This is a genomic window from Dorea sp. OM07-5 (assembly GCF_003481355.1).
Taxonomy (GTDB): Bacteria; Bacillota; Clostridia; order Lachnospirales; family Lachnospiraceae; genus Dorea_D; species Dorea_D hominis.
Genome location: NZ_QUKZ01000005.1, coordinates 79,345 through 100,398, shown reverse-complemented (window position 1 = coordinate 100,398; position 21,054 = coordinate 79,345). Strand labels below are relative to the sequence as shown.

Below are 21,054 nucleotides of genomic sequence, written 5' to 3'. Positions count from 1 at the left end.
GAATGAAAAAACGAATTGCTGGAATACTTATTATTGCTCTGGCTGTGATGTTATTATCACCGGCGGGACAAATGGACAGGGTGTATGCTACTGAACAAGACCAGCCGAAAAAAATGAATAAAGAACTGAAAAACAGTCAGCAGGAGAGTCATCAAAAAGAGGTGACAGGAAACTTAAAACCTTCCGGAAAAGTCAATGTAAAAAATGTCGGAATTTCACGCTATGCACAGAGTGTTACTGCGTACAAAGAGTCTTTTGGCAATCAGCTGGAAGGAGAGTCAAAAGCGCTGTATGACCGGATGGTGCAGCAGTATGTTACCGGACAATCAACAGAAGACAGAAATTGCACAAAATGCAGTAGATGCCTTCAGCTATGATCATCCTGAAGTTTTCTGGATTTATAATGTGAAGTACAGTTATCGGATTTCCGGACAATCAACGGAGACAGGATGCTTGGTGAAAATTGCGGGTATTACGTTGAAGCCACAGGAAGTTATTATGAAACCTATTATAAAAATATGAAAATTACTGTGAAAGAAAAAGGGAAAAAGAAAATAAAAACAGTAAAGTTGAGACAGAAAAAACATATGCGTGCAAATTATGTATATAAAATAGGCAAAATATAAATAATTCCTTGATTTTAAAAGGAAACAGTGTTATACTGACACATAGTAACATAAGCAACCCGATGACAGAAGAGTGGACGAAAGTTCACTCTTCTTTGTTGCTACAGTATCTTACTTTAAATCAGAGAAAGGAAGTTTAGCGTTGTCAAAAAGAGAAATTTACGAACAGAAGACAGAAGAATATCTGACACCGATCGTAGAAGAATATGGATTTGAACTGGTCGATGTAGAATACGTGAAAGAAGGAAGCAACTGGTATTTACGTGCTTACATTGACAAACCGGGCGGAATCAGTGTAGATGACTGTGAGAAAGTAAGCCGCAGACTGTCAGACATTCTGGATGAGAAAGATTATATTGAAGACAGCTATATTATGGAGATCAGCTCTCCGGGACTGGGAAGACCGCTTAAGAAGGAGAAGGATTACAAACGTAATCTGAATAAGGAAGTTGAGATCCGTACTTACCGTATGATAGATAAGCGCAAAGAATTTACCGGAATCCTGAAAGCATACGATGCAGACACGGTAACAATTGAGCTTGATGATGAAACATTGAAAACATTTGAAAAAGGCGAGATAGCGCTGATTCGCCAGGCGTTCGATTTTTAGTTTAGGAGGAGGATAATCATGAACACAGAATTATTAGAAGCGTTGAATATTTTAGAGAAAGAAAAGGATATCAGCAAAGAGAGTCTGTTAGATGCAATCGAAAATTCGCTGCTGAATGCCTGCAAGAGTCATTTTGGCAAGGCTGATAACATTAAAGTGATCATGGATCGTGAATCCTGTGATTACCAGCTCTATGCTGAGAAAGAAGTTGTGGAAGATGTAGAAGATACGTTGGAACAGATCAGTCTGGAAGATGCAAGAAAGATGGATGGTAAATATGACATTGGAGATATCGTACATGTACCGATCGAATCCAAATCATTTGGAAGAATTGCAACACAGAATGCCAAGAACCTGATTCTTCAGAAAATTCGTGAAGAAGAGAGGAAAGTTGTATATGATCAGTACTTTGAGAAAGAAAAAGATATCGTAACAGGTATCGTGCAGCGTTATGTTGGCAAGAATGTGAGTATTAATCTTGGTAAAGCAGATGCGATGCTGACAGAGAACGAACAGGTAAAAGGTGAAGTATTCAAACCGACAGAGAGAATCAAATTATATATCGTAGAAGTTAAGAATACAACGAAGGGACCGAAGATCCTTGTATCCCGTACACATCCGGAACTTGTAAAACGTCTCTTTGAATCAGAAGTAACAGAAGTAAAAGATGGTATCGTAGAGATCAAGAGTATTGCAAGAGAAGCCGGAAGCAGAACAAAGATTGCTGTATGGTCCAATGATCCGGATGTTGATCCGGTAGGAGCCTGTGTCGGAATGAACGGTGCAAGAGTTAATGCAATCGTAAATGAACTCCGCGGTGAGAAAATCGATATTATCAACTGGAGTGACAACCCGGCAATCCTGATCGAGAATGCTTTAAGCCCGGCGAAAGTTATTTCCGTAATGGCAGATCCGGATGAGAAGGTCGCAAGCGTGATCGTGCCGGATTACCAGCTCTCACTTGCAATCGGTAAAGAAGGACAGAATGCAAGGCTGGCGGCAAGGCTGACCGGTTATAAAATTGATATTAAGAGTGAAACACAGGCAATTGAATCAGGAGAACTTCCGGAAAACTATATGGAACTGAGCGAAGGTGTCTTTGAAGAAGAAGTGGAAGACGGATACGAAGAAGAGATCGCAGACGTAGATATGGATCTGGATCTTGTAGAAGAAACTGAGAAACCGGAAGAAATCAGTGAAACAGAAGAATAGGTGATTGTTTGAGCGCGAATAAAAAAATACCTATGCGTCAGTGCGTAGGATGCCGGGAAATGAAGAATAAAAAAGAGATGATCCGGGTGATCCGTACTTCTGAACAGGAATTTGTTCTGGATGCAACCGGCAAGAAGAATGGCAGAGGAGCGTATATTTGTCCGAACAGAGAGTGCCTGTCACAGGCAATTAAGAGCAAAGGACTGGAGCGCTCTTTTAAGCAGGCAATTCCGAAAGAAGTGTATGAGTCGCTGGAAAAGGAGATGGAGCATCTTGAGTCACAGTAAAGCATTGTCAATGATCGGGCTTGCTACAAAAGCCGGAAAAGTTGCCAGTGGTGAGTTCAGTACAGAAAAGGAAGTAAAATCCGCAAGAGCATATCTTGTGATCGTAGCAGGAGATGCGTCTGAGAATACAAAGAAGAAATTCCGCAATATGTGTGAATTTTATCAGGTACCGATTTATTTTTACAAAGATAAAGATACCTTAGGGCATGCAATGGGAAAAGAATTTCGTGCATCCCTTGCAATTCTGGATGAAGGTCTTGCAAAGGGAATTCGCAGACATCTGGAAACGGAAGAAGAATAATTGCATAAAGGAGGTAGTTAATATATGGCAAAAATCAAAGTATATGAATTAGCTAAGGAGCTGAATGTACAGAGTAAGGATGTACTGGAGTTCCTGGAGAGCAAAAAAATAGAAGTGAAAAATCACATGAGTGCACTGGAAGAGACTGCTGCCGGTCAGGTAAAAGAACATTTCAGTAAGAACCGGAAAACAGAGGGGGAATCCGGTGAAGCACCGAAAAAGAAAAATATCGTTCATGTATTCCGGCCGCAGAATACACAGAATGGCAATAAGCATGGAAGACGTCAGGGGACAAAGCAGACCATGACCCAGGGGCGTCCGATGCAGGTGAACAACGGAAGACCGGCAAAAGGATCGGTAAAACCGGAAGCACCGAAGACAGAAGAGAGAGTTAAAACAGCAGAGAAAGCCAAAGCAGCAGAAGTGAAGACAGCAGAGAAACAGGCAGTGAAAACGGAGATAAAGGAAGAGAATAAAGAAAAGAGAGAAGAAAAAGTAGTGAAGAATAACGAGAAACGTGTAAATAACGACAGACCGAATTCTGAGCGTACAACAAGATCAGAGCGCGGTGATAGAAGCGGTCGTAACGATAACAGAAATGACCGCGGCGGAAGAAATGATGACAGAAGAAACGACCGCAACGGAAGAAATGATGACAGAAGAAATGACCGTGGCGGAAGAAATAATGATAGAAGAAACGACGACAGAAGAAATGACCGCGGCGGAAGAAATGATGACAGAAGAAACGACCGCGGCGGAAGAAATGACGACAGAAGAAACGACCGTGGCGGAAGAAATAATGATAGAAGAAACGACCGCAGCGGAAGAAATAATGACAGAAGAAATAACGGACCTTCAATTCCGGCACCTGAGGCACCGACACAGAAGCCGCAGAGAAGTAACAAGGGCAAAGGCAAGGATGAGCATAAGAAAAAAGATTACCGCCGTGATGAAGAAGAAAGAATGCCAAAGAATAACAAGAAGCCAATGCAGAAACCACAGCCGAAGGAGCAGAAACAGGAAGAAGAGATTAAGTCTATCGTAATTCCGGAAGTTCTGACGATCAAAGAGCTTGCTGACAAGATGAAAGTTGTCCCTTCTGTGATTGTTAAAAAGCTGTTTATGCAGGGCAAAGTTGTAACAGTCAACCAGGAGATCGATTATGATACAGCAGAAGAGATTGCGCTGGAATTTGATGTATTATGTGAAAAAGAAGAAGTTGTGGATGTTATCGAAGAACTCTTAAAAGAAGAGGAAGAAGATGAGAAGAAAATGAAAAAACGTCCGCCGGTTGTATGTGTTATGGGACACGTTGACCACGGTAAAACTTCTCTTCTGGATGCAATCCGTCATACGAATGTAATAGGCGGCGAGGCCGGAGGAATCACCCAGCATATCGGTGCTTATGTCGTAGATGTTAAAGGTGAGAAGATTACATTCCTTGACACACCGGGACATGAGGCGTTTACAGCAATGCGTATGCGTGGAGCAAGCTCTACAGATATCGCAATCCTTGTTGTAGCAGCAGATGATGGTGTAATGCCGCAGACAGTAGAAGCAATCAACCATGCGAAAGCAGCCGGTGTTGAGATCATCGTTGCAGTTAATAAGATCGATAAACCAAGCGCTAATATCGAGCGAGTAAAACAGGAAATGACAGAGTATGAACTGATTCCGGAAGACTGGGGCGGAAGCACAATTTTTGTCCCGGTATCTGCAAAGACAGGAGAAGGTCTGGAAGATCTGATGGAAATGATCGTACTGACTGCAGAAGTAATGGAATTAAAGGCAAATCCAAACAGACGTGCAAGAGGACTTGTCCTAGAAGCACAGCTCGACAAAGGAAGAGGTCCGGTTTCAACAGTCCTTGTACAGAAAGGAACACTGCGTGTCGGAGATGCGATCGCAGCAGGATCTGCACATGGTAAAGTCAGAGCAATGATGGACGACAAAGGACGCCGCGTCAAAGAAGCAGGTCCATCTGTGCCGGTAGAGATTCTCGGACTCAATGATGTACCGAATGCCGGAGAAGTATTTGTCGGATGTGCAAATGATAAAGAAGCAAGAAACTTTGCTGAGACATTTATTTCACAGAGCAAAGTAAAACTTCTGGAAGAAACAAAATCAAAACTGTCTCTGGATGATCTGTTCAACCAGATTCAGGAAGGTAACTTAAAAGAATTAAACATCGTTGTAAAAGCAGACGTACAGGGATCTGTAGAAGCAATCAAACAGAGTCTTCTGAAACTTTCTAATGATGAAGTTGTTGTAAAAATCATCCATGGCGGTGTTGGTGCGGTCAATGAATCTGATGTAAGCCTTGCATCTGCATCTAACGCGATCATCATAGGATTTAATGTACGTCCGGATGCAACAGCAAAAGAAACCGCAGACCGTGAAGGTGTAGATATCCGTCTGTATCGTGTCATCTACAATGCGATCGAAGATGTGGAAGCAGCCATGAAAGGACTTCTGGATCCGGTATTTGAAGAAAAAGTACTAGGCCATGCAGAAGTACGTCAGCTGTTCAAAGCATCCGGTGTTGGTACGATCGCAGGATCTTATGTACTGGATGGAACATTTGAAAGAGACTGTTCTGTGCGTATCACAAGAGATGGCATCGTTGTATTTGAAGGTGCACTTGCTTCCCTTAAACGTTTCAAAGATGACGTGAAAGAAGTCAGAGCAGGCTATGAGTGTGGTTTCGTATTTGCAAACTTCAATGATGTAAAAGAAGGCGATCTTGTAGAAGCATTCAAGATGGTTGAGATTCCTAGATAGGAAGAAAAGAGGAGAGCAATTTGAGAAAACGTAGCATTAAGAATACAAGAGTAAATACAGAAGTACAGCGCGAATTAAGTAGTATTATCCGGGGCGGGCTCAAAGATCCGAGAGTTGCTCCATGGACTTCTGTTGTTGCGGCAGAAGTCGCACCGGATCTTAAGACTTGTAAAGCCTATATCAGTGTGCTCGGTGATGAAAAAGCACAGAAAGATACACTGGAAGGTTTGCAGAGTGCAGAAGGTTATATCCGCCGGGAGCTTGCGCATACATTAAATATGCGTAACACACCGGAGATTACATTTGTTCTGGATCAGTCGATCGAATATGGTGTAAATATGTCCAAAAAGATCGATGAAGTGACAAAAGGAATGAAAACAGAAGGTGACGAAGATGCTGAATAAGATACTGAGCGGAGCAAAAGAAATCGCAATCGGTGGTCATGTAAGACCGGACGGAGACTGTGTAGGTTCCTGTATGGGACTGCGTCAGTATATCATTGAGAATTATCCAGATAAAAAAGTGACGGTATATCTGGAAGAAATCCCAGATTCTTTTCAATTCCTGAAAGGAATTGAGGAAATCCGTTCAGAAATCCCGGAGAATAAAGTCTATGATCTCTTTATCTGCCTGGATTGTGGAGATAAGGGAAGACTTGGATTTTCAGCACCGCTTTTTGAACAGGCAGCACACACATTCTGTGTGGATCATCACATCAGCAATGTAAGCTTTGCGATGGATAATGTGATCCGGCCGGATGCAAGTTCCACATCGGAACTGGTGTATGAACTGCTGGATAAGAAGCGTATCAGCAAAGAGACGGCAGAAGCGTTGTATCTTGGAATCGTACACGATACCGGTGTATTCCAGTATTCCTGCACTTCACCGGATACGATGCGGGCGGCGGCAGTACTGATGGAAAAAGGAATCGATGCGCCGGAGATTATTCATGATACATTTTATGAAAAAACATACGAACAGAACCAGATTTTAGGACGTGCACTCTTAGAGAGTATCCTTCTCCTGGATGGACAGTGCATTGCAACTTATGTACGGCAGAAAGAGATGGAATTCTATGGTGTAAAACCGAAAGATTTGGAAGGAATCGTAAGTCAGTTGCGCAATACAAAAGATACAAAAGTTGCGATTTTCATGTATGAATTAAAGCTGAATGAATTCAAAGTCAGTCTCCGCTCGAATGACGATGTGGATGTCAGCAAGATCGCACAGTATTTTGGCGGCGGCGGACATAAAAAAGCGGCAGGCTTTACAATGACAGGTCAGCCGTTTGATGTGTTGAACAATGTCTCCGCACAGATCGTAGCGCAGCTTGAGGAGTAACTATGATTCATGGCATTATAAATATTTACAAAGAAAAAGGCTATACATCACATGATGTCGTTGCAAAATTACGCAGAATTGTCGGGCAGAAGAAAATCGGACACACAGGAACACTGGATCCGGATGCGACCGGTGTGTTGCCGGTCTGCTTTGGTAAAGCAACAAAATTATGTGATCTTTTAACAGACAAAGATAAAACATACGAAACGGTACTGCTGCTTGGGCGGGAAACAGATACACAGGATATATCCGGAACTGTACTGAGTGAAAAGCAGACCGGTACTGTGACAGAGGCAGATGTAAGAAGTGTGGTGGCTTCTTTTGTCGGTGCTTATGCGCAGACTCCGCCGATGTATTCGGCAATTAAGATTGGTGGAAAGAAGCTCTATGAGCTTGCAAGAGAAGGAAAGACAGTGGAGAGAAAACCGCGGAATGTTGAAATTTTTTCTATTGATATTCTGGAAATGGATCTGCCGCATGTGAAGATGCGGGTGCACTGTTCCAAAGGCACGTATATCCGTACGCTTTGCAATGATATCGGTGCGAAGTTAGGATGCGGCGGCTGTATGGAAGAGCTTGTCCGTACTAAGGTGAGTTCTTTTGTGCTCACGGAAGCGAAGACGCTTGCAGAAGTGGAAAATTTTGTGTCAGACGGCAGACTTTCTGAAATCATAACACCGGTCGACGCAATGTTTGCACACTATCCGGCATTGTGTGTGACGGAAAAATGGGACAAATTCGCATATAATGGTAACGCACTTCCGAATGATGCAGTGGGGGATGTGCCAGACGGGCACAGTATTTCGGACGTCCACAGAGTGAGGCTCTACAATTCAAAGGAGGAGTTTATCGGTCTGTACGATTATAAGAAAAGCGAAAATAAATACAAACTTGTAAAAATGTTTTATACGCCGGATGTATAGAACATGAGAGGGAAAAATATGCAATATATAGAAGGTCTGAATGAATATACAGAAACCGAAAAGTCAGCAGTGACCTTTGGAAAGTTTGACGGAGTGCATAAGGGCCACCAGAAGTTAGTTGAAGAAGTGCTCAGATGCTGCACAAATGGAAATATAAAAAGTGTTTTGTGTGCATTTGAGATGAATAAAAAAGACATTCTTATGACTCCGGATGAGAGAAGAGAAAGAATGGACGGCAAAATAGACTATCTTGTGGAATGTCCGTTTTCAGATGAACTCCGGCACATGAGTGCGGAAGATTTTATTAAAAAAGTTATAAAGGGTGTTTTTCATGCTGAATATGTGGTTGTAGGGACTGATTTTCATTTTGGATATGGAAAAGAAGGCGATGCGCATATGCTGGAGGCGTATGCCGAAAAATATCATTATAAGGCAATCGTAGTTGAAAAAGCACGGTTTAAGCATCGGGAGATCAGTAGCAGTTTTATTAAGAGTCTGGTCAAAGATGGAAGCATTACAACCGCGAATTACCTTCTGACATATCCATACCCGGTAGAAGGAATTGTAAAACATGGAAAACATCTGGGAAGTGAGTTGGGATTTCCCACATGTAATGTAGAATGGCCGGCGCATAAAGTACTGCCGCCAAAAGGAGTGTATGTAAGCCGTGTTTATATTGATGGGGAAGTTTATGGCGCAATATCCAATATCGGAGTCAAGCCAACCGTATCAGATGAAAACAGAGTGCTGATCGAGAGTTATTTATATGGATATAGCGGAGATGCATACGGAAAAAACGTTAAAATTGAATTACTGGAATTCCGACGCCCGGAACATAAATTTTCTTCCATTAAGGAAATGCAGGTACGAGTCCGTCAGGATATACAGTATGTCAGAGAATACTTTGAAAAAGAGTAAAAGGAGAAACAGATGAATATAATAACTATATTTTCTCTGTTTGGCGGACTTGGACTGTTTTTATATGGTATGAGCCAGATGAGCGAAAGCCTTGAAAAAGCAGCCGGCGCCAAAATGAGAAGTATTCTGGCAGTCTTTACGAAAAACAGATTTATCGGACTGCTGGTAGGTATGATCTTTACAGCGATCATCCAGTCATCCAATGCTACAACAGTTATGGTCGTGAGTTTTGTAAACTCCGGACTGATGAATCTGATGCAGGCAACCGGAATTATTCTGGGAGCCAATATCGGAACTACAATCACCGGACAGTTGATCGCATTTAATCTGTCGGACATAGCGCCACTATTTGTAATCATCGGTGTGATTATGTCCATGTTCTGTAAGAACCAGAAGGTGCAGAGAGCCGGTGATGTGATTCTGGGATTTGGCATTTTGTTTATGGGGCTGAAAGTTATGGGTGAATCCTTGACCATTGTAAAACAGTCACCGATTGTAAAAGAATTTTTAAGCTCTTTAAGCAGTCCGTTTATTGCGATCCTTGTCGGATTTATTGCGACTTCTATTTTGCAGAGCTCTTCGGCAACGGTTGGTATTATTATTTTGATGGCATCACAGAATCTGATCCAGTTTATGATCTGTCCGTTTGTAATTCTTGGCTGTAACATCGGTTCTTGCGTGTCTGCACTTCTTGCCAGCCTGAACGGAAGAAAAGATGCAAAGAGAGCAGCGATGATTCATTTCTTATTTAACGTGATCGGATCTGCAATTATGTTTACTGTGATCTTTATATTTACCAAACCGATCACAGGTGCACTGCTTGGAATTTCCGGTGGAAATGTGGCACGTGCGGTTGCCAATACACATTCTCTGATGAAAATCATAGAAGTGGCTATGTTGTTCCCGTTTATGGGCTGGATCGTGAAGCTGACTTACAAAGTAGTTCCGGGAAATGATGATACAGACGAAGATGAGTACGAACTGAATTATATCAAACAGTCTATGATGTCACCTGCAACGGCAGTTATGGATGCAATCCATGAGATCGAGCATATGGGAAAGGTTGCAATGAGCAATCTGGAACTGTCCATGCATGCACTCTGTGAGCTGGACGGAGAAGCAATTGAAAAGGTATACAAAACCGAAAAATATATTGATTTTATGAACAGTAAGATCACGGATTACCTTGTGAGAGCAAATGAGCTGGAACTTCCGACTGCAGATGCAGATAAGCTGGGAGGACTGTTCCATGTAGTAAATGATATTGAAAGAATCGGTGATCATGCAGAAAATATGGCTGAGGCTGCAAGAGAGAGAATTGATTCCGGCGTAAAATTAAGCGACAAGGCGATACGTCAGATGAATGATATGATGAAGTCGGTACAGACACTTCTGGAATATGCATTGGATATGTTTACAAATGGAAATCAAGAACATATGCGTGAGATTCTGGAACTGGAAGATGCCATTGATGAGCTGGAAAAGAAACTGCAAAGATCACATATCAAGCGGCTGACGAAGAACAAATGTACACCGGAAGCAGGAATGATCTTTGCGGATGCAGTATCCGGTCTGGAGCGTGTAGCCGACCATGGAACCAATATCGCATTTGCGATCATGGTACCGGATGAATACAAATCTGATGAAGAAGAAGAGTAAAATAATCCTTTACAGAGGATAAGTGTTGTGTTATACTCATCTGGTATGAACAGCCGGTGTTCGGTAACAGGATACTCCAACCGTTGCTTAATATCAGGCGATAATTAAGAGAATTAAAAGGAGGAAATCACAATGGTTTCAAAAGAACAGAAAGAACAGATCATTAAAGACTTTGGAAGAACAGCAGGAGATACAGGTTCACCGGAAGTACAGGTAGCTATCCTGACAGCAAGAATCAATGACCTGACAGATCATTTCAAAGCTAACCCGAAGGATCATCACTCAAGAAGAGGACTTCTTAAGATGGTAGGACAGAGAAGAGGACTTCTTGCATACCTGAAGAAGACAGATATCAACAGATATCGTGCTCTGATCGAGAAACTTGGACTTAGAAAATAATAATGATTTTAATAAAAATTCCGATTGCGTTATGCAGTCGGAATTTTTTGTAGAAAAAAGATATGGTGTATTTACATAAGATATGCTATAATATATTGGATTGTGGACGAGGGAGATATAATCCGAGACCACTGAAAAGGATATTGTCCGGTGGTAGCGAAAAGAGAGTGTCTTTTTCAGTAGTTTCGGTATCCTTCTTTCGCAGAACAGATGAATGAAGATAAAAGGAGAATACTATGTATAAGAAGTATGAGATGGAATTAGCCGGAAGAACACTTCGCGTAGATGTTGGTAGAGTAGCGAAGCAGGCGAACGGTGCAGTTTTAATGCACTATGGTGATACAACTGTACTTTGTACAGCAACTGCTTCTGAGAAGCCAAGAGAAGGAATCGATTTCTTCCCGTTAAGTGTAGAATATAATGAGAGAATGTATTCCGTAGGTAAGATTCCGGGAGGATTTAACAAAAGAGAAGGAAAAGCATCTGAGAATGCGATCCTGACATGCCGTGTTATCGACCGTCCGATGCGACCACTGTTCCCAAAGGATTACCGTAATGATGTTACATTGGAGAACCTGGTACTTTCTGTAGATCAGGATTGTTCACCGGAGTTGACAGCTATGCTTGGAGCAGCAATTGCGACTACAATTTCTGATATCCCGTTTGACGGACCGATCTCTACAACACAGGTTGGACTGGTTGACGGTGAATTTGTATTTAATCCGACAGCAGAACAGAAAGAAATATCTGATATGGCGCTGACGGTTGCATCTACAAGAGAGAAAGTTATCATGATCGAAGCAGGAGCGAATGAAGTTCCGGAAGCACAGATGGTCGAAGCGATTTACGCAGCTCATGAAGTGAACCAGAAAGTAATCGCATTTATTGATACAATCGTTGCAGAATGCGGAAAAGAAAAACACAGCTATGAGAGTTTTGCGATTCCGGAAGAATTATTTGCAGCAATTAAAGAAATCGTACCGCCGGAGACTATGGAGGAAGCTGTATTTACAGATGATAAACAGGTAAGAGAAGAAAATATCCGTCAGATTACAGATAAGTTAGAGGAAGCGTTTGCTGATAATGAAGAATGGCTTGCTGTTCTTGGAGATGCAATTTACCAGTATCAGAAGAAGACTGTCCGCAAGATGATCCTGAAAGATCATAAGCGTCCGGATGGAAGAGCAATCGACCAGATTCGTCCACTTGCTGCAGAAGTAGATCTGATTCCTAGAGTACATGGTTCTGCTATGTTTACACGTGGACAGACACAGATCTGTAATATCTGCACACTGGCTCCACTGTCAGAGGCACAGAGACTTGACGGACTGGATGAAAAAGAGACAACAAAGCGTTATATGCATCACTATAACTTCCCGTCATACTCTGTTGGAGAGACAAGACCATCCAGAGGACCGGGACGTCGTGAGATCGGACATGGAGCACTTGCAGAGCGTGCATTGGTTCCGGTGCTTCCGAGTGAGACAGAGTTCCCGTATGCAATCCGTACCGTATCCGAGACATTTGAGTCTAACGGATCTACATCAATGGCTTCTACATGTGCATCTTGTATGTCACTTATGGCTGCAGGTGTTCCGATTAAAGCTATGGTTGCAGGTATCTCATGCGGACTTGTAACAGGAGATACAGATGATGATTATCTGGTACTTACAGATATACAGGGACTGGAAGACTTCTTTGGTGATATGGACTTTAAGGTAACTGGTACAAAGAAGGGTATCACAGCAATCCAGATGGATATTAAGATCCACGGACTTACAAGACCGATCGTTGAGGAAGCAATCGCACGTACAAGACAGGCTCGTCTGTTCATCATGGATGAGTGTATGTCAAAAGCAATCGCAGAGCCGAGAACAGAGGTTGGTGAATTTGCACCGAAGATTATCCAGATGCAGATCGATCCTCAGAAGATCGGTGATGTTGTTGGACAGAGAGGCAAAACGATCAATGCGATCATCGAGCAGACTGGTGTGAAGATTGATATTACAGATGACGGAGCAGTATCCATCTGCGGAACAGATGCCAAGAGCATGGAAGAAGCACAGAAGCTGATTCACATCATTGTTACAGATTATGAAGCAGGACAGGTTCTGGAAGGACATGTTATCAGTATCAAAGAATTTGGAGCATTTATTGAGTTTGCACCGGGAAAAGAAGGAATGGTTCACATTTCCAAGATTTCCAAAGAGCGTGTAAACCATGTTGAAGATGTGTTGACACTTGGCGATAAAGTCAAAGTTGTATGCCTTGGAAAAGACAAGATGGGAAGATTTTCATTCAGCATGAAAGATGTTGCAGAATAAATTGCTGCGTGATACGTTGTAAAATAAAAGACAGTATGATAAATAAGGACCGTGCCGGGTTATCCGGTACGGTCCTTTGTGGATTTCAGGAATAAATAACTGTCCCGGGCATATATTGGAGATAAGAGGTGGACAAAACATGAAAGAAGAATGTATCTTATCGTTACTACCGGGGAAATTAAGAATCCAGATGCAGAAGATCGTGAAAGATTATGAAAAACTGCAGGAGATCAAAGTACGCATTGAGAAGCCGGTTTTTTATTTTCAGGATGGCAGGGAATATATGCTGAAAGATGAGTGGGGGAGACCTTATATTGCGACAAAAGAAGAAGTGCGGGAATTGCTGGAATATGTGAGCCATTATTCGCTGTATGCATACGAAGAAGAGATGAGGCAGGGATTTCTGACTGTGGAGGGCGGGCACAGGATTGGTTTTGCAGGACAGGCGATTTTAGAAGGAGGACATGTGAAGAATCTAAAATATATTTCGTCCGTAAATATCCGGATAGCCCATGAAGTGATGGGATGTGCCGATTGGATTTTTCCATATATAACACGAAACCGATCGCTTTTTCACACCCTGATCGTGTCACCACCGGGACAGGGAAAAACAACACTTCTGCGTGATATTGTAAGGCAGATTTCGGAAGGGAATACATACATCAGCGGGAAAACAGTGGGTATTGTAGATGAACGTTCGGAAATCGGAGGATGTTATCAGGGTGTTGCGCAGAATCATGTCGGGATGCGGACAGACATCCTGGACGCCTGCCCGAAGGCAGAAGGAATGATCATGCTCATCCGTTCCATGACACCGGAAGTCGTAGCAGTTGATGAAATCGGCACGGCGCAGGATGTACATGCCATAGAGTATGCAATGCACTGTGGCTGCAAAATGCTTGCGACCGTACATGGAGAATCCATGCAGGAAGTGAAGAGAAAGCCGGTACTTGGCACATTGATCAAACAGAAGCGTTTTGAAAGATATATTGTCTTATCAGGAGAAGGAAAAGTCGGTGAAGTTGGCGGCATCTATGATGACAGGGGGAATACACTGTATTCTTTTGTCGGACAGTCCAACACAGCGGGCTATACCGGCATGGCAGGTGATGAAAAATGTGGAAAGCCATAGGCGCTTTTCTTATCCTTTTCTCGGCTTCCATGGAAGGGACAAGGCATGCACATAAGATTCGTGAGGAATACGAAGAACTGCAAAAGATACGGTATCTTATTTCTTTATTAAAAAGTGAGATCTGCTATGCCAGGTCCAGCCTGGAAGAAGTGTTTGCATCCGTTGCAGAAAAATGTGAAGATCCGTACCGTAACTGGCTTCTTATGATGAGAAATGAAATGCGATGTAAAAAAGAAAAACGATTCGTAAAAATATGGCAGGAATCGGCAGATGTCTGTCTTGTGGGTCTGATGATTTCAAGAAAAGAAAAAGAGAATCTGAAAGAAGTCGGTGCAAGACTTGGAAATCTGGATCTTAAGATGCAGATCCGTTCTCTGGAGCTGTATGAAGAGAAAGTGGAGGAATCGTTAAGGCAGATACAGAAACAGATGTACACGAAGATGAGACTTTATTATCTTATGGGGATCATGGGCGGGATTCTGACAGTCGTGCTTCTGATCTGAAGGAGGAAGAGATGGATGTAAATCTGATATTTAAGATTGCGGCTGTCGGGATTTTAGTATCGGTACTCAGTCAGGTGCTGAAACATAGTGGCAGGGAAGAACAGGCATTTTTAACAAGCTTTGCAGGACTTCTGCTTGTATTGTTCTGGATCGTGCCATACATTTACCAGTTGTTTCAGAATATCCGGCAGTTATTTTACCTGTAGGAAAGAAGGGGGCATATGAGTATCATACAGATTTGCGCAGCTGCTGTTGCAGGTATGCTTCTTGCTGTGCAGTTTAAAGCGCAGAAACCGGAGTATGGAATCTATATCAGCATAGCGCTGAGTCTTCTTATTTTCTTTTCTGTACTCGAGAAAATAGAAACAATCGCGGAAGTAATACGAAAAATCGGTACATATATATCGGTTGATGATATGTATATGGGAACATTGTTCAAAATGCTTGGAATTACTTATGTGGCAGAATTTGCATCGAACATTTGCAAAGATGCGGGATATCAGACGATTGCAAGACAGATTGAGATTTTCGGGAAACTTGCAATCATGGTACTTAGTTTTCCGGTGCTTCTTGCGATTCTGGACACGATCCGGAAGGTGTTGTCATGAGAAGAAAGGTTAAACAGAAAAAGATGCGCTGTGGGAAAATAGTACCTGGACTTACAATCCTGTTTATACTGTTGACTGGATTTCCGGCAGGTTTTCAGATGGAATATGTGTATGCAGCAGAACCGGCATATGAAACAGGGATATCAGAAGATGCACAGACAGAGACAGAAAAATGGATACAGCAGTTTTCCTTTGATGAGATGCAGAACTACATAGATCAGATGTTTCCGGAAAAGAATTATAATTTAGAAGAGATGCTCCGGAAAATTACAGAAGGGGATTATGAAGAATTTTTAAGCCAGGCAGGAAAAATGTTAAGAGACAAGCTTTTTCAGGCTGTGGAAAGCGGAAGAAAATATCTGATTCCGATTGTATTTCTGGCATTTCTGGCGGCATTGTTTCATAATTTTTCACAGGTGTTTGAAAGCGGCCAGCTCTCAGAAACCGGCTTCTATGTTCTGTATCTTTTGCTGATCGCATTGTGTCTGAAAGTATTTCTTGCGGTAACGGAATGGGTAAGCACCGGTGTAGAAGGACTGACTGCATTTATGGGTGTATTTTGCCCGCTGTATTTTCTTGCTGTAGCGATTGCGAAAGGCAGTGTAACAGCGATCGCATTTTATCAGCTTGTGCTTTTTATTATTTATCTGGTAGAACTTGTAATTGCCAAGATCCTGCTGCCGATGATCCATATTTACATGATATTGAGACTGCTCAATTATCTTTCGAAAGAAGATTATCTGAGCAAATTTGCCGGCTTTCTGGAAATGCTTGTTTCCTGGACGCTCCGGACAATGTTGGCTGCTGTAGTCGGATGGAATCTGGTGCAGGGACTGATCGGTCCGTCCGTCGATGATGTGAAGCAGAGTCTTGTGACAAGAGGAATGGAAGCCATACCGGGTGTGGGGGATCTTCTGGGCGGCGCTGCGGAAGTGACGATTGGTACACTCGTACTGGTCAAAAATGGAATTGGAGTCGTGGGCGCACTGTTTGCGGTACTCTTATGTTTGGTTCCGCTCGTAGAAGTCGGGCTGGTCGTGCTACTTTATAAATTCACGGCGGCTCTTCTGCAGCCGGTTTCCGATGCGCGTGTGATTGGCTGTATTGAAAGTGTGGGAGACGGACTACGGCTTTTTATGCGTGTGCTGTTTACAACAGGGCTTTTATTTCTTCTGACAATTGTTGTGGTCGCAGCTACAACCGGAGAATAGGAGGGGAAATGATCGACAAAATCTATGAATGGGTGAAGAACTTAAGCTTTTATCTGGTTCTTGTAACGGCTCTTTTACAAATGCTTCCGGACAGCGATTACCGGAAATATATCCGTTTTTTTACAGGACTTGTGTTGATTGCACTGCTTCTTACCCCGGTCCTTAAGACGGTGCACGCAGGCGACTTGAAGACAGAGATTTTGCAGGATGCAGACTGGCAGGAGTTTCAGGATAAGCTTCAGAAGACAGAAACAAAAGTCCGGAAGCAGATGACGGAAACAGCAGATGCAGTAGAAAACGGGAAAGCGCAGGATGAGCAGAAAAAAATAGAGGTGAAAGAGATTGAAGTTCAGCCTTAAGATGTTAAAAGAATTGCTGTGGAAAGGGGAAAAACTGAAGAAGGACCAGCTTCTAATCCTGTTTCTTACCGGAGTACTCTTATTAGTTATTACATTGCCTGCCGGTAAGGAAAAAGAAAATAGGAAAACTGTCGGAAGCAGAACCGGGCAGAGCGTGATAACAGACCGTGAAAGTTATACAAAAGAGATGGAACAGGAACTGGAAGAAATGTTGTCGCAGATGGATGGCGCCGGAGAAGTGAAAGTGATGCTGACACTTGCATCAACAGCGGAAAAAGTGATAGAGAAAGATCGTGACACTCAGAGTGAGCAGGTAAAAGAGTCCGATCATCAGGGCGGAGAGCGTACGACAGATAAAGATTCCCTGTCTGAAGAAACGGTATATAAAAAGCAAAACAGTAATGGAGACAGCCCATATGTAACGAAAGAACTGACACCGCAGGTTGAAGGTGTTGTCGTGCTTGCCACAGGGGGTGATAATCCTGAAGTAGCTAAACATATTACGGAAGCGGTGCAGGCATTATTTGGAATAGACACGCATAAGATTAGAATAATGAAAAAGAATCAGAAACCATAAAAGGCAGGAGGAGAGAACGTGAAACGAGTGTTTAAGAAAAATCAGGTGATCATTGCAGCGTTGGCGGTGATGATAGCGGCAGCAGGATATTTGAATTATTCCGGACGCCTGTTCCCGGATAAGGCAAAATCCAGTGAGACAGGAAGTGAAGTGGCAAGTCAGGAACTTCTGGATATTTCACAGGAGGACAGTCAGAGTGCATCCTCGGATATTAAGAGTCAGGACGGGGATAATGAAGCGCAGACGAGTACGCCGGGCGAGGCGGTACTGACAGGAGGAGATGCCACATCCATCGTATCACAGGCAAAGATCACAAGAGAACAGGTGCGGGCTAAAAATAAAGAGTCCCTGCAGGAGATCATAGACAATAAACAACTGACAGGAGAGCAGAAGAAAAAAGCGGTAAATGAAATGGTTGAGCTTACAAAAATTGCAGAAAAAGAGGCAGCTGCGGAGACGATGCTTTCTGCCAAAGGATTTACAGACAGTGTAGTCAGTCTTTCCGAAGAATCCGCAGATGTTGTGGTAAATGCCAAAGAATTAAGTGAAGCAAACCGGGCACAAATTGAAGACATTGTTATAAGGAAGACCGGAATGGCAGCTGAAAATATTGTGATCACACCGGCAGGCAGTAAAAAATAGAATAAAATATATGGAAAATCCCGCAGCAGCGGGATTTTTGTTTGAGCATTTACAGAGGATATGTTATACTGATTAACAGTGTCTATAAACGGATATACTAATGTAGGAGTGTTGGAATATATGTCAGAGATAACAAATGAAATAACAAATGAGATTAAAAAACGAAGAACGTTTGCAATTATTTCCCATCCCGATGCAGGTAAGACAACTTTAACAGAGAAGTTCCTGCTTTACGGAGGAGCCATTAACCAGGCAGGAAGTGTCAAGGGAAAGGCAACAGCAAAGCATGCAGTATCAGACTGGATGGAGATTGAGAAGGAAAGAGGTATTTCTGTAACTTCATCGGTATTACAGTTTAATTATGATGGATTCTGTATCAACATCCTGGATACACCGGGACATCAGGATTTCTCGGAGGATACCTACCGTACTCTGATGGCGGCAGACTCAGCTGTAATGGTCATTGATGCATCCAAAGGTGTAGAGGCGCAGACAAGAAAACTGTTCAAAGTATGTACGATGCGTCATATCCCGATTTTTACTTTTATCAATAAGATGGACCGCGAAGCGATGGATACATTTGAATTATTAGATGATATCGAGAACGAGCTGGGAATCGCAACCTGTCCGGTAAACTGGCCAATCGGTTCCGGTAAGGAGTTCCGCGGTGTCTATGACAGAAATACAAAGAAAGTCGAGCTGTTCTCAGATACAAGAAAAGGAACAACACAAGGTGAGGTGCGCAAGATCGATATTGACGATCCGGAGATTGCAGATCTTATTACAGCGGATCAGAAGAGCCAGTTAGAAGAAGAGATTGAACTGCAGGACGGTGCAGGAGCCGAGTTCGATCAGGAGCTGGTCAGCAAGGGAGAACTTTCACCGGTATTTTTCGGATCTGCACTTACGAACTTCGGTGTAGAGACATTCCTTCAGCATTTCCTTGCAATGACAACTTCACCGCTTCCGAGAAAATCAGATGCAGGTCTCATTGATCCGATGGAGGAAGAAGATTTCTCAGCATTTGTATTTAAAATTCAGGCAAATATGAACAAGGCGCACCGAGACCGTATCGCATTTATGCGTATCTGTTCCGGTAAATTCGAGGCAGGAATGGATGTGTTCCATATTCAGGGCGGCAAGAAGGTACGTCTGTCGCAGCCACAGCAGATGATGGCTAGCGAGAGACATCTGGTGCAGGAAGCTTATGGCGGAGACATTATCGGTGTGTTTGATCCGGGCATTTTCTCAATCGGTGATACACTGACGACTTCAGCAAAGAGGTATGCATATGAAGGTATCCCGACATTTGCACCGGAGCATTTTGCAAGAGTCCGTCAGGTAGATACGATGAAGAGAAAACAGTTTATCAAGGGGGTCAACCAGATTGCGCAGGAAGGTGCGATTCAGATCTTCCAGGAATACAATACAGGCATGGAAGAGATTATCGTCGGCGTTGTCGGTGTTCTGCAGTTTGACGTATTAAAATATCGTCTGGAGAATGAGTATAACGTAGAGATCCGTATGGACAGTCTTCCATATGAATACATCCGCTGGATCGGCAATGAGGAAGTGGATATGGACAAACTTTCCGGAACATCGGATATGAAGAAGATCAAGGATCTCAAAGGAAGACCGCTGCTTCTGTTTGTAAATGAGTGGAGCATCCGTATGACACAGGAAAGAAACGACGGACTGATACTGGAGGAGTTTGGAAGATCTTAATCCGGGAGATTGCGAGAAAAGGAAGTCGGCAGATGGAAGTTTTTTGTGCTGGCTATTTGCAAAAGAATAGAAATTTGTTATAATGATAAGAACGAATAAACCAGACAGGAGGTTTCTGAAATGGGAAAAGAAGAAAGAAATGCTTATACAATAAAAAATGACGCCAACATCGGAGAAGTGAAGATTGCAGATGAAGTTGTTGCAATCATCGCAGGACTGGCTGCGATGGAAGTAGAGGGTGTTGCTTCTATGGCAGGCAATGCAACAAGAGAACTGATCAGTAAGCTTGGAATGAAGTCTCTTTCCAAAGGCGTGAAAGTAGATGTTCTGGACGGTATTGTTACAGTATCCCTGACACTCAATTTATTATACGGATATGGAGTCAAAGACATTTCTGTAAAAGTACAGGAGAAGGTCAAATCTTCCATCGAGAACATGACAGGACTGGAAGTTGCAGATGTGAATATTCGCGTTGCAGGCGTGAAAGTACCGGAGGAAGACTAAGTGAGAAGATCAGAATTAAGAGAACACATTTTCCGGATGGTTTTCGGATTGGATTTTAATGAAGGCGAAGAGATTCCGGAGCAGATCCAGCTTTATTTTGAACAGCTGGATGATGTAAAAGAAAGAGACATGGAGTACATCCGTGAGAAAGCAGAACATATTGCCGAGAAGAGAGAAGAGATTGATGCGCTGCTCAATACACATACGAAAGGCTGGAAGACAAGTCGTATGAACAAAGTAGACTTAAGCATCCTGCGTGTCGCAGTCTATGAGATGAAATGGGACGATGAGGTTCCGGTTGGTGTTGCGATCGATCAGGCAGTAGAACTTGCTAAAAAATACAGCAGTGACGAAGGTCCGTCTTTCGTAAATGGCGTGCTTGCAAAACTGGCAAAGGCGTAGAAGAGGTGTA

The 21,054-nt window shown here is 42.8% G+C and carries 25 protein-coding genes; all 25 read left to right on the top strand.

Translation table 11 applies throughout. The features are described from left to right. Positions 1-2: 2 nt before the first annotated feature. Positions 3-377: a hypothetical protein gene (locus DXC04_RS06430; RefSeq protein WP_118660476.1), complete on the top strand. Its 375-nt coding sequence runs from the start codon at positions 3-5 to the stop codon at positions 375-377. A gap of 72 nt (positions 378-449) precedes the next feature. Next, positions 450-626, top strand: a complete 177-nt coding sequence (locus tag DXC04_RS15520) for a hypothetical protein (RefSeq protein ID WP_158575473.1) — start codon at positions 450-452, stop codon at positions 624-626. Positions 627-768: 142 nt separating this feature from the next. Then, positions 769-1,236: a ribosome maturation factor RimP gene (rimP, locus tag DXC04_RS06425; RefSeq protein ID WP_021860004.1), complete on the top strand. Its 468-nt coding sequence runs from the start codon at positions 769-771 to the stop codon at positions 1,234-1,236. An 18-nt stretch (positions 1,237-1,254) separates the two neighbouring features. Beyond that, positions 1,255-2,448: a transcription termination factor NusA gene (gene nusA / locus DXC04_RS06420; protein WP_118660474.1), complete on the top strand. Its 1,194-nt coding sequence runs from the start codon at positions 1,255-1,257 to the stop codon at positions 2,446-2,448. A 32-nt stretch (positions 2,449-2,480) separates the two neighbouring features. Beyond that, positions 2,481-2,735, top strand: coding sequence for an RNase P modulator RnpM (gene rnpM, locus DXC04_RS06415; RefSeq protein ID WP_117537298.1), 255 nt, complete (start codon positions 2,481-2,483; stop codon positions 2,733-2,735). A 10-nt stretch (positions 2,736-2,745) separates the two neighbouring features. After that, a complete protein-coding gene (locus tag DXC04_RS06410; RefSeq protein WP_186855643.1) occupies positions 2,746-3,036 on the top strand; it encodes a L7Ae/L30e/S12e/Gadd45 family ribosomal protein in 291 nt (96 codons plus the stop codon). Positions 3,037-3,060: 24 nt separating this feature from the next. After that, positions 3,061-5,817 (top strand): translation initiation factor IF-2, encoded by a 2,757-nt coding sequence (infB, locus tag DXC04_RS06405; RefSeq protein ID WP_118660472.1) that lies wholly within the window; start codon positions 3,061-3,063, stop codon positions 5,815-5,817. A 20-nt stretch (positions 5,818-5,837) separates the two neighbouring features. Continuing rightward, positions 5,838-6,221 carry a 30S ribosome-binding factor RbfA gene (gene rbfA / locus DXC04_RS06400; RefSeq protein ID WP_021859999.1) on the top strand — a complete coding sequence of 128 codons (384 nt, stop codon included), beginning with the start codon at positions 5,838-5,840 and terminating at the stop codon, positions 6,219-6,221. Continuing rightward, entirely contained in the window at positions 6,211-7,158 is a 948-nt protein-coding gene (locus tag DXC04_RS06395) for a DHH family phosphoesterase (protein ID WP_021859998.1), read from the top strand. The genes rbfA and DXC04_RS06395 overlap by 11 nt, the downstream gene beginning before the upstream one ends. A gap of 2 nt (positions 7,159-7,160) precedes the next feature. After that, a complete protein-coding gene (gene truB, locus DXC04_RS06390) occupies positions 7,161-8,081 on the top strand; it encodes a tRNA pseudouridine(55) synthase TruB (protein ID WP_021859997.1) in 921 nt (306 codons plus the stop codon). 18 nt (positions 8,082-8,099) lie between these two features. Then, a complete protein-coding gene (locus tag DXC04_RS06385) occupies positions 8,100-8,999 on the top strand; it encodes a bifunctional riboflavin kinase/FAD synthetase (protein WP_118660470.1) in 900 nt (299 codons plus the stop codon). Positions 9,000-9,011: 12 nt separating this feature from the next. After that, a complete protein-coding gene (locus DXC04_RS06380) occupies positions 9,012-10,658 on the top strand; it encodes a Na/Pi cotransporter family protein (protein WP_118660468.1) in 1,647 nt (548 codons plus the stop codon). Between the two features lie 132 nt (positions 10,659-10,790). Continuing rightward, the gene (rpsO, locus tag DXC04_RS06375; RefSeq protein ID WP_021859994.1) at positions 10,791-11,057 is read left to right on the top strand and encodes a 30S ribosomal protein S15; all 267 of its coding nucleotides are present in this window, start codon (positions 10,791-10,793) and stop codon (positions 11,055-11,057) included. A 236-nt stretch (positions 11,058-11,293) separates the two neighbouring features. After that, complete coding sequence (locus DXC04_RS06370; protein ID WP_021859993.1) at positions 11,294-13,381, top strand: polyribonucleotide nucleotidyltransferase; 2,088 nt, start codon at positions 11,294-11,296, stop codon at positions 13,379-13,381. Positions 13,382-13,520: 139 nt separating this feature from the next. Further along, positions 13,521-14,513, top strand: a complete 993-nt coding sequence (spoIIIAA, locus tag DXC04_RS06365; protein ID WP_021859992.1) for a stage III sporulation protein AA — start codon at positions 13,521-13,523, stop codon at positions 14,511-14,513. 29 nt (positions 14,514-14,542) lie between these two features. Next, entirely contained in the window at positions 14,543-15,016 is a 474-nt protein-coding gene (locus DXC04_RS06360; protein WP_199692530.1) for a stage III sporulation protein AB, read from the top strand. A gap of 11 nt (positions 15,017-15,027) precedes the next feature. Next, complete coding sequence (gene spoIIIAC / locus DXC04_RS06355; protein ID WP_021859990.1) at positions 15,028-15,222, top strand: stage III sporulation protein AC; 195 nt, start codon at positions 15,028-15,030, stop codon at positions 15,220-15,222. A gap of 15 nt (positions 15,223-15,237) precedes the next feature. Next, entirely contained in the window at positions 15,238-15,624 is a 387-nt protein-coding gene (gene spoIIIAD / locus DXC04_RS06350; protein ID WP_021859989.1) for a stage III sporulation protein AD, read from the top strand. Continuing rightward, positions 15,621-16,835 carry a stage III sporulation protein AE gene (locus tag DXC04_RS06345; RefSeq protein WP_021859988.1) on the top strand — a complete coding sequence of 405 codons (1,215 nt, stop codon included), beginning with the start codon at positions 15,621-15,623 and terminating at the stop codon, positions 16,833-16,835. The genes spoIIIAD and DXC04_RS06345 overlap by 4 nt, the downstream gene beginning before the upstream one ends. A gap of 8 nt (positions 16,836-16,843) precedes the next feature. Next, positions 16,844-17,194, top strand: coding sequence for a stage III sporulation protein AF (locus DXC04_RS06340; RefSeq protein WP_021859987.1), 351 nt, complete (start codon positions 16,844-16,846; stop codon positions 17,192-17,194). Then, positions 17,178-17,771 carry a hypothetical protein gene (locus DXC04_RS06335; protein ID WP_021859986.1) on the top strand — a complete coding sequence of 198 codons (594 nt, stop codon included), beginning with the start codon at positions 17,178-17,180 and terminating at the stop codon, positions 17,769-17,771. Before DXC04_RS06340 ends, DXC04_RS06335 begins: the two co-directional genes overlap by 17 nt. Positions 17,772-17,789: 18 nt before the next feature. Next, the gene (locus tag DXC04_RS06330; protein ID WP_118660466.1) at positions 17,790-18,413 is read left to right on the top strand and encodes a SpoIIIAH-like family protein; all 624 of its coding nucleotides are present in this window, start codon (positions 17,790-17,792) and stop codon (positions 18,411-18,413) included. A 120-nt stretch (positions 18,414-18,533) separates the two neighbouring features. Further along, the gene (locus DXC04_RS06325) at positions 18,534-20,138 is read left to right on the top strand and encodes a peptide chain release factor 3 (RefSeq protein ID WP_021859984.1); all 1,605 of its coding nucleotides are present in this window, start codon (positions 18,534-18,536) and stop codon (positions 20,136-20,138) included. A gap of 120 nt (positions 20,139-20,258) precedes the next feature. Continuing rightward, on the top strand, positions 20,259-20,642 hold the full coding sequence (locus DXC04_RS06320) for an Asp23/Gls24 family envelope stress response protein (protein WP_117537292.1): 384 nt from the start codon (positions 20,259-20,261) through the stop codon (positions 20,640-20,642). After that, complete coding sequence (gene nusB, locus DXC04_RS06315) at positions 20,643-21,044, top strand: transcription antitermination factor NusB (protein WP_021859982.1); 402 nt, start codon at positions 20,643-20,645, stop codon at positions 21,042-21,044. Positions 21,045-21,054 lie beyond the last annotated feature (10 nt).

Excerpts from the sequence above, each read along its gene's own strand:
- infB (WP_118660472.1), top strand. The coding sequence starts at position 3,061 with ATGGCAAAAATCAAAGTATATGAATTAGCTAAGGAGCTGAATGTACAG.
- rpsO (WP_021859994.1), top strand. The coding sequence starts at position 10,791 with ATGGTTTCAAAAGAACAGAAAGAACAGATCATTAAAGACTTTGGAAGA.
- DXC04_RS06320 (WP_117537292.1), top strand. The coding sequence starts at position 20,259 with ATGGGAAAAGAAGAAAGAAATGCTTATACAATAAAAAATGACGCCAAC.
- DXC04_RS06345 (WP_021859988.1), top strand. The coding sequence starts at position 15,621 with ATGAGAAGAAAGGTTAAACAGAAAAAGATGCGCTGTGGGAAAATAGTA.
- DXC04_RS06410 (WP_186855643.1), top strand. The coding sequence starts at position 2,746 with ATGATCGGGCTTGCTACAAAAGCCGGAAAAGTTGCCAGTGGTGAGTTC.
- DXC04_RS06385 (WP_118660470.1), top strand. The coding sequence starts at position 8,100 with ATGCAATATATAGAAGGTCTGAATGAATATACAGAAACCGAAAAGTCA.
- nusA (WP_118660474.1), top strand. The coding sequence starts at position 1,255 with ATGAACACAGAATTATTAGAAGCGTTGAATATTTTAGAGAAAGAAAAG.
- spoIIIAA (WP_021859992.1), top strand. The coding sequence starts at position 13,521 with ATGAAAGAAGAATGTATCTTATCGTTACTACCGGGGAAATTAAGAATC.
- DXC04_RS06380 (WP_118660468.1), top strand. The coding sequence starts at position 9,012 with ATGAATATAATAACTATATTTTCTCTGTTTGGCGGACTTGGACTGTTT.
- DXC04_RS06370 (WP_021859993.1), top strand. The coding sequence starts at position 11,294 with ATGTATAAGAAGTATGAGATGGAATTAGCCGGAAGAACACTTCGCGTA.
- DXC04_RS06395 (WP_021859998.1), top strand. The coding sequence starts at position 6,211 with ATGCTGAATAAGATACTGAGCGGAGCAAAAGAAATCGCAATCGGTGGT.
- DXC04_RS06340 (WP_021859987.1), top strand. The coding sequence starts at position 16,844 with ATGATCGACAAAATCTATGAATGGGTGAAGAACTTAAGCTTTTATCTG.
- DXC04_RS06360 (WP_199692530.1), top strand. The coding sequence starts at position 14,543 with ATGGAAGGGACAAGGCATGCACATAAGATTCGTGAGGAATACGAAGAA.
- spoIIIAD (WP_021859989.1), top strand. The coding sequence starts at position 15,238 with ATGAGTATCATACAGATTTGCGCAGCTGCTGTTGCAGGTATGCTTCTT.
- spoIIIAC (WP_021859990.1), top strand. The coding sequence starts at position 15,028 with ATGGATGTAAATCTGATATTTAAGATTGCGGCTGTCGGGATTTTAGTA.
- rnpM (WP_117537298.1), top strand. The coding sequence starts at position 2,481 with ATGCGTCAGTGCGTAGGATGCCGGGAAATGAAGAATAAAAAAGAGATG.
- DXC04_RS06325 (WP_021859984.1), top strand. The coding sequence starts at position 18,534 with ATGTCAGAGATAACAAATGAAATAACAAATGAGATTAAAAAACGAAGA.
- DXC04_RS15520 (WP_158575473.1), top strand. The coding sequence starts at position 450 with ATGCTTGGTGAAAATTGCGGGTATTACGTTGAAGCCACAGGAAGTTAT.
- DXC04_RS06430 (WP_118660476.1), top strand. The coding sequence starts at position 3 with ATGAAAAAACGAATTGCTGGAATACTTATTATTGCTCTGGCTGTGATG.
- truB (WP_021859997.1), top strand. The coding sequence starts at position 7,161 with ATGATTCATGGCATTATAAATATTTACAAAGAAAAAGGCTATACATCA.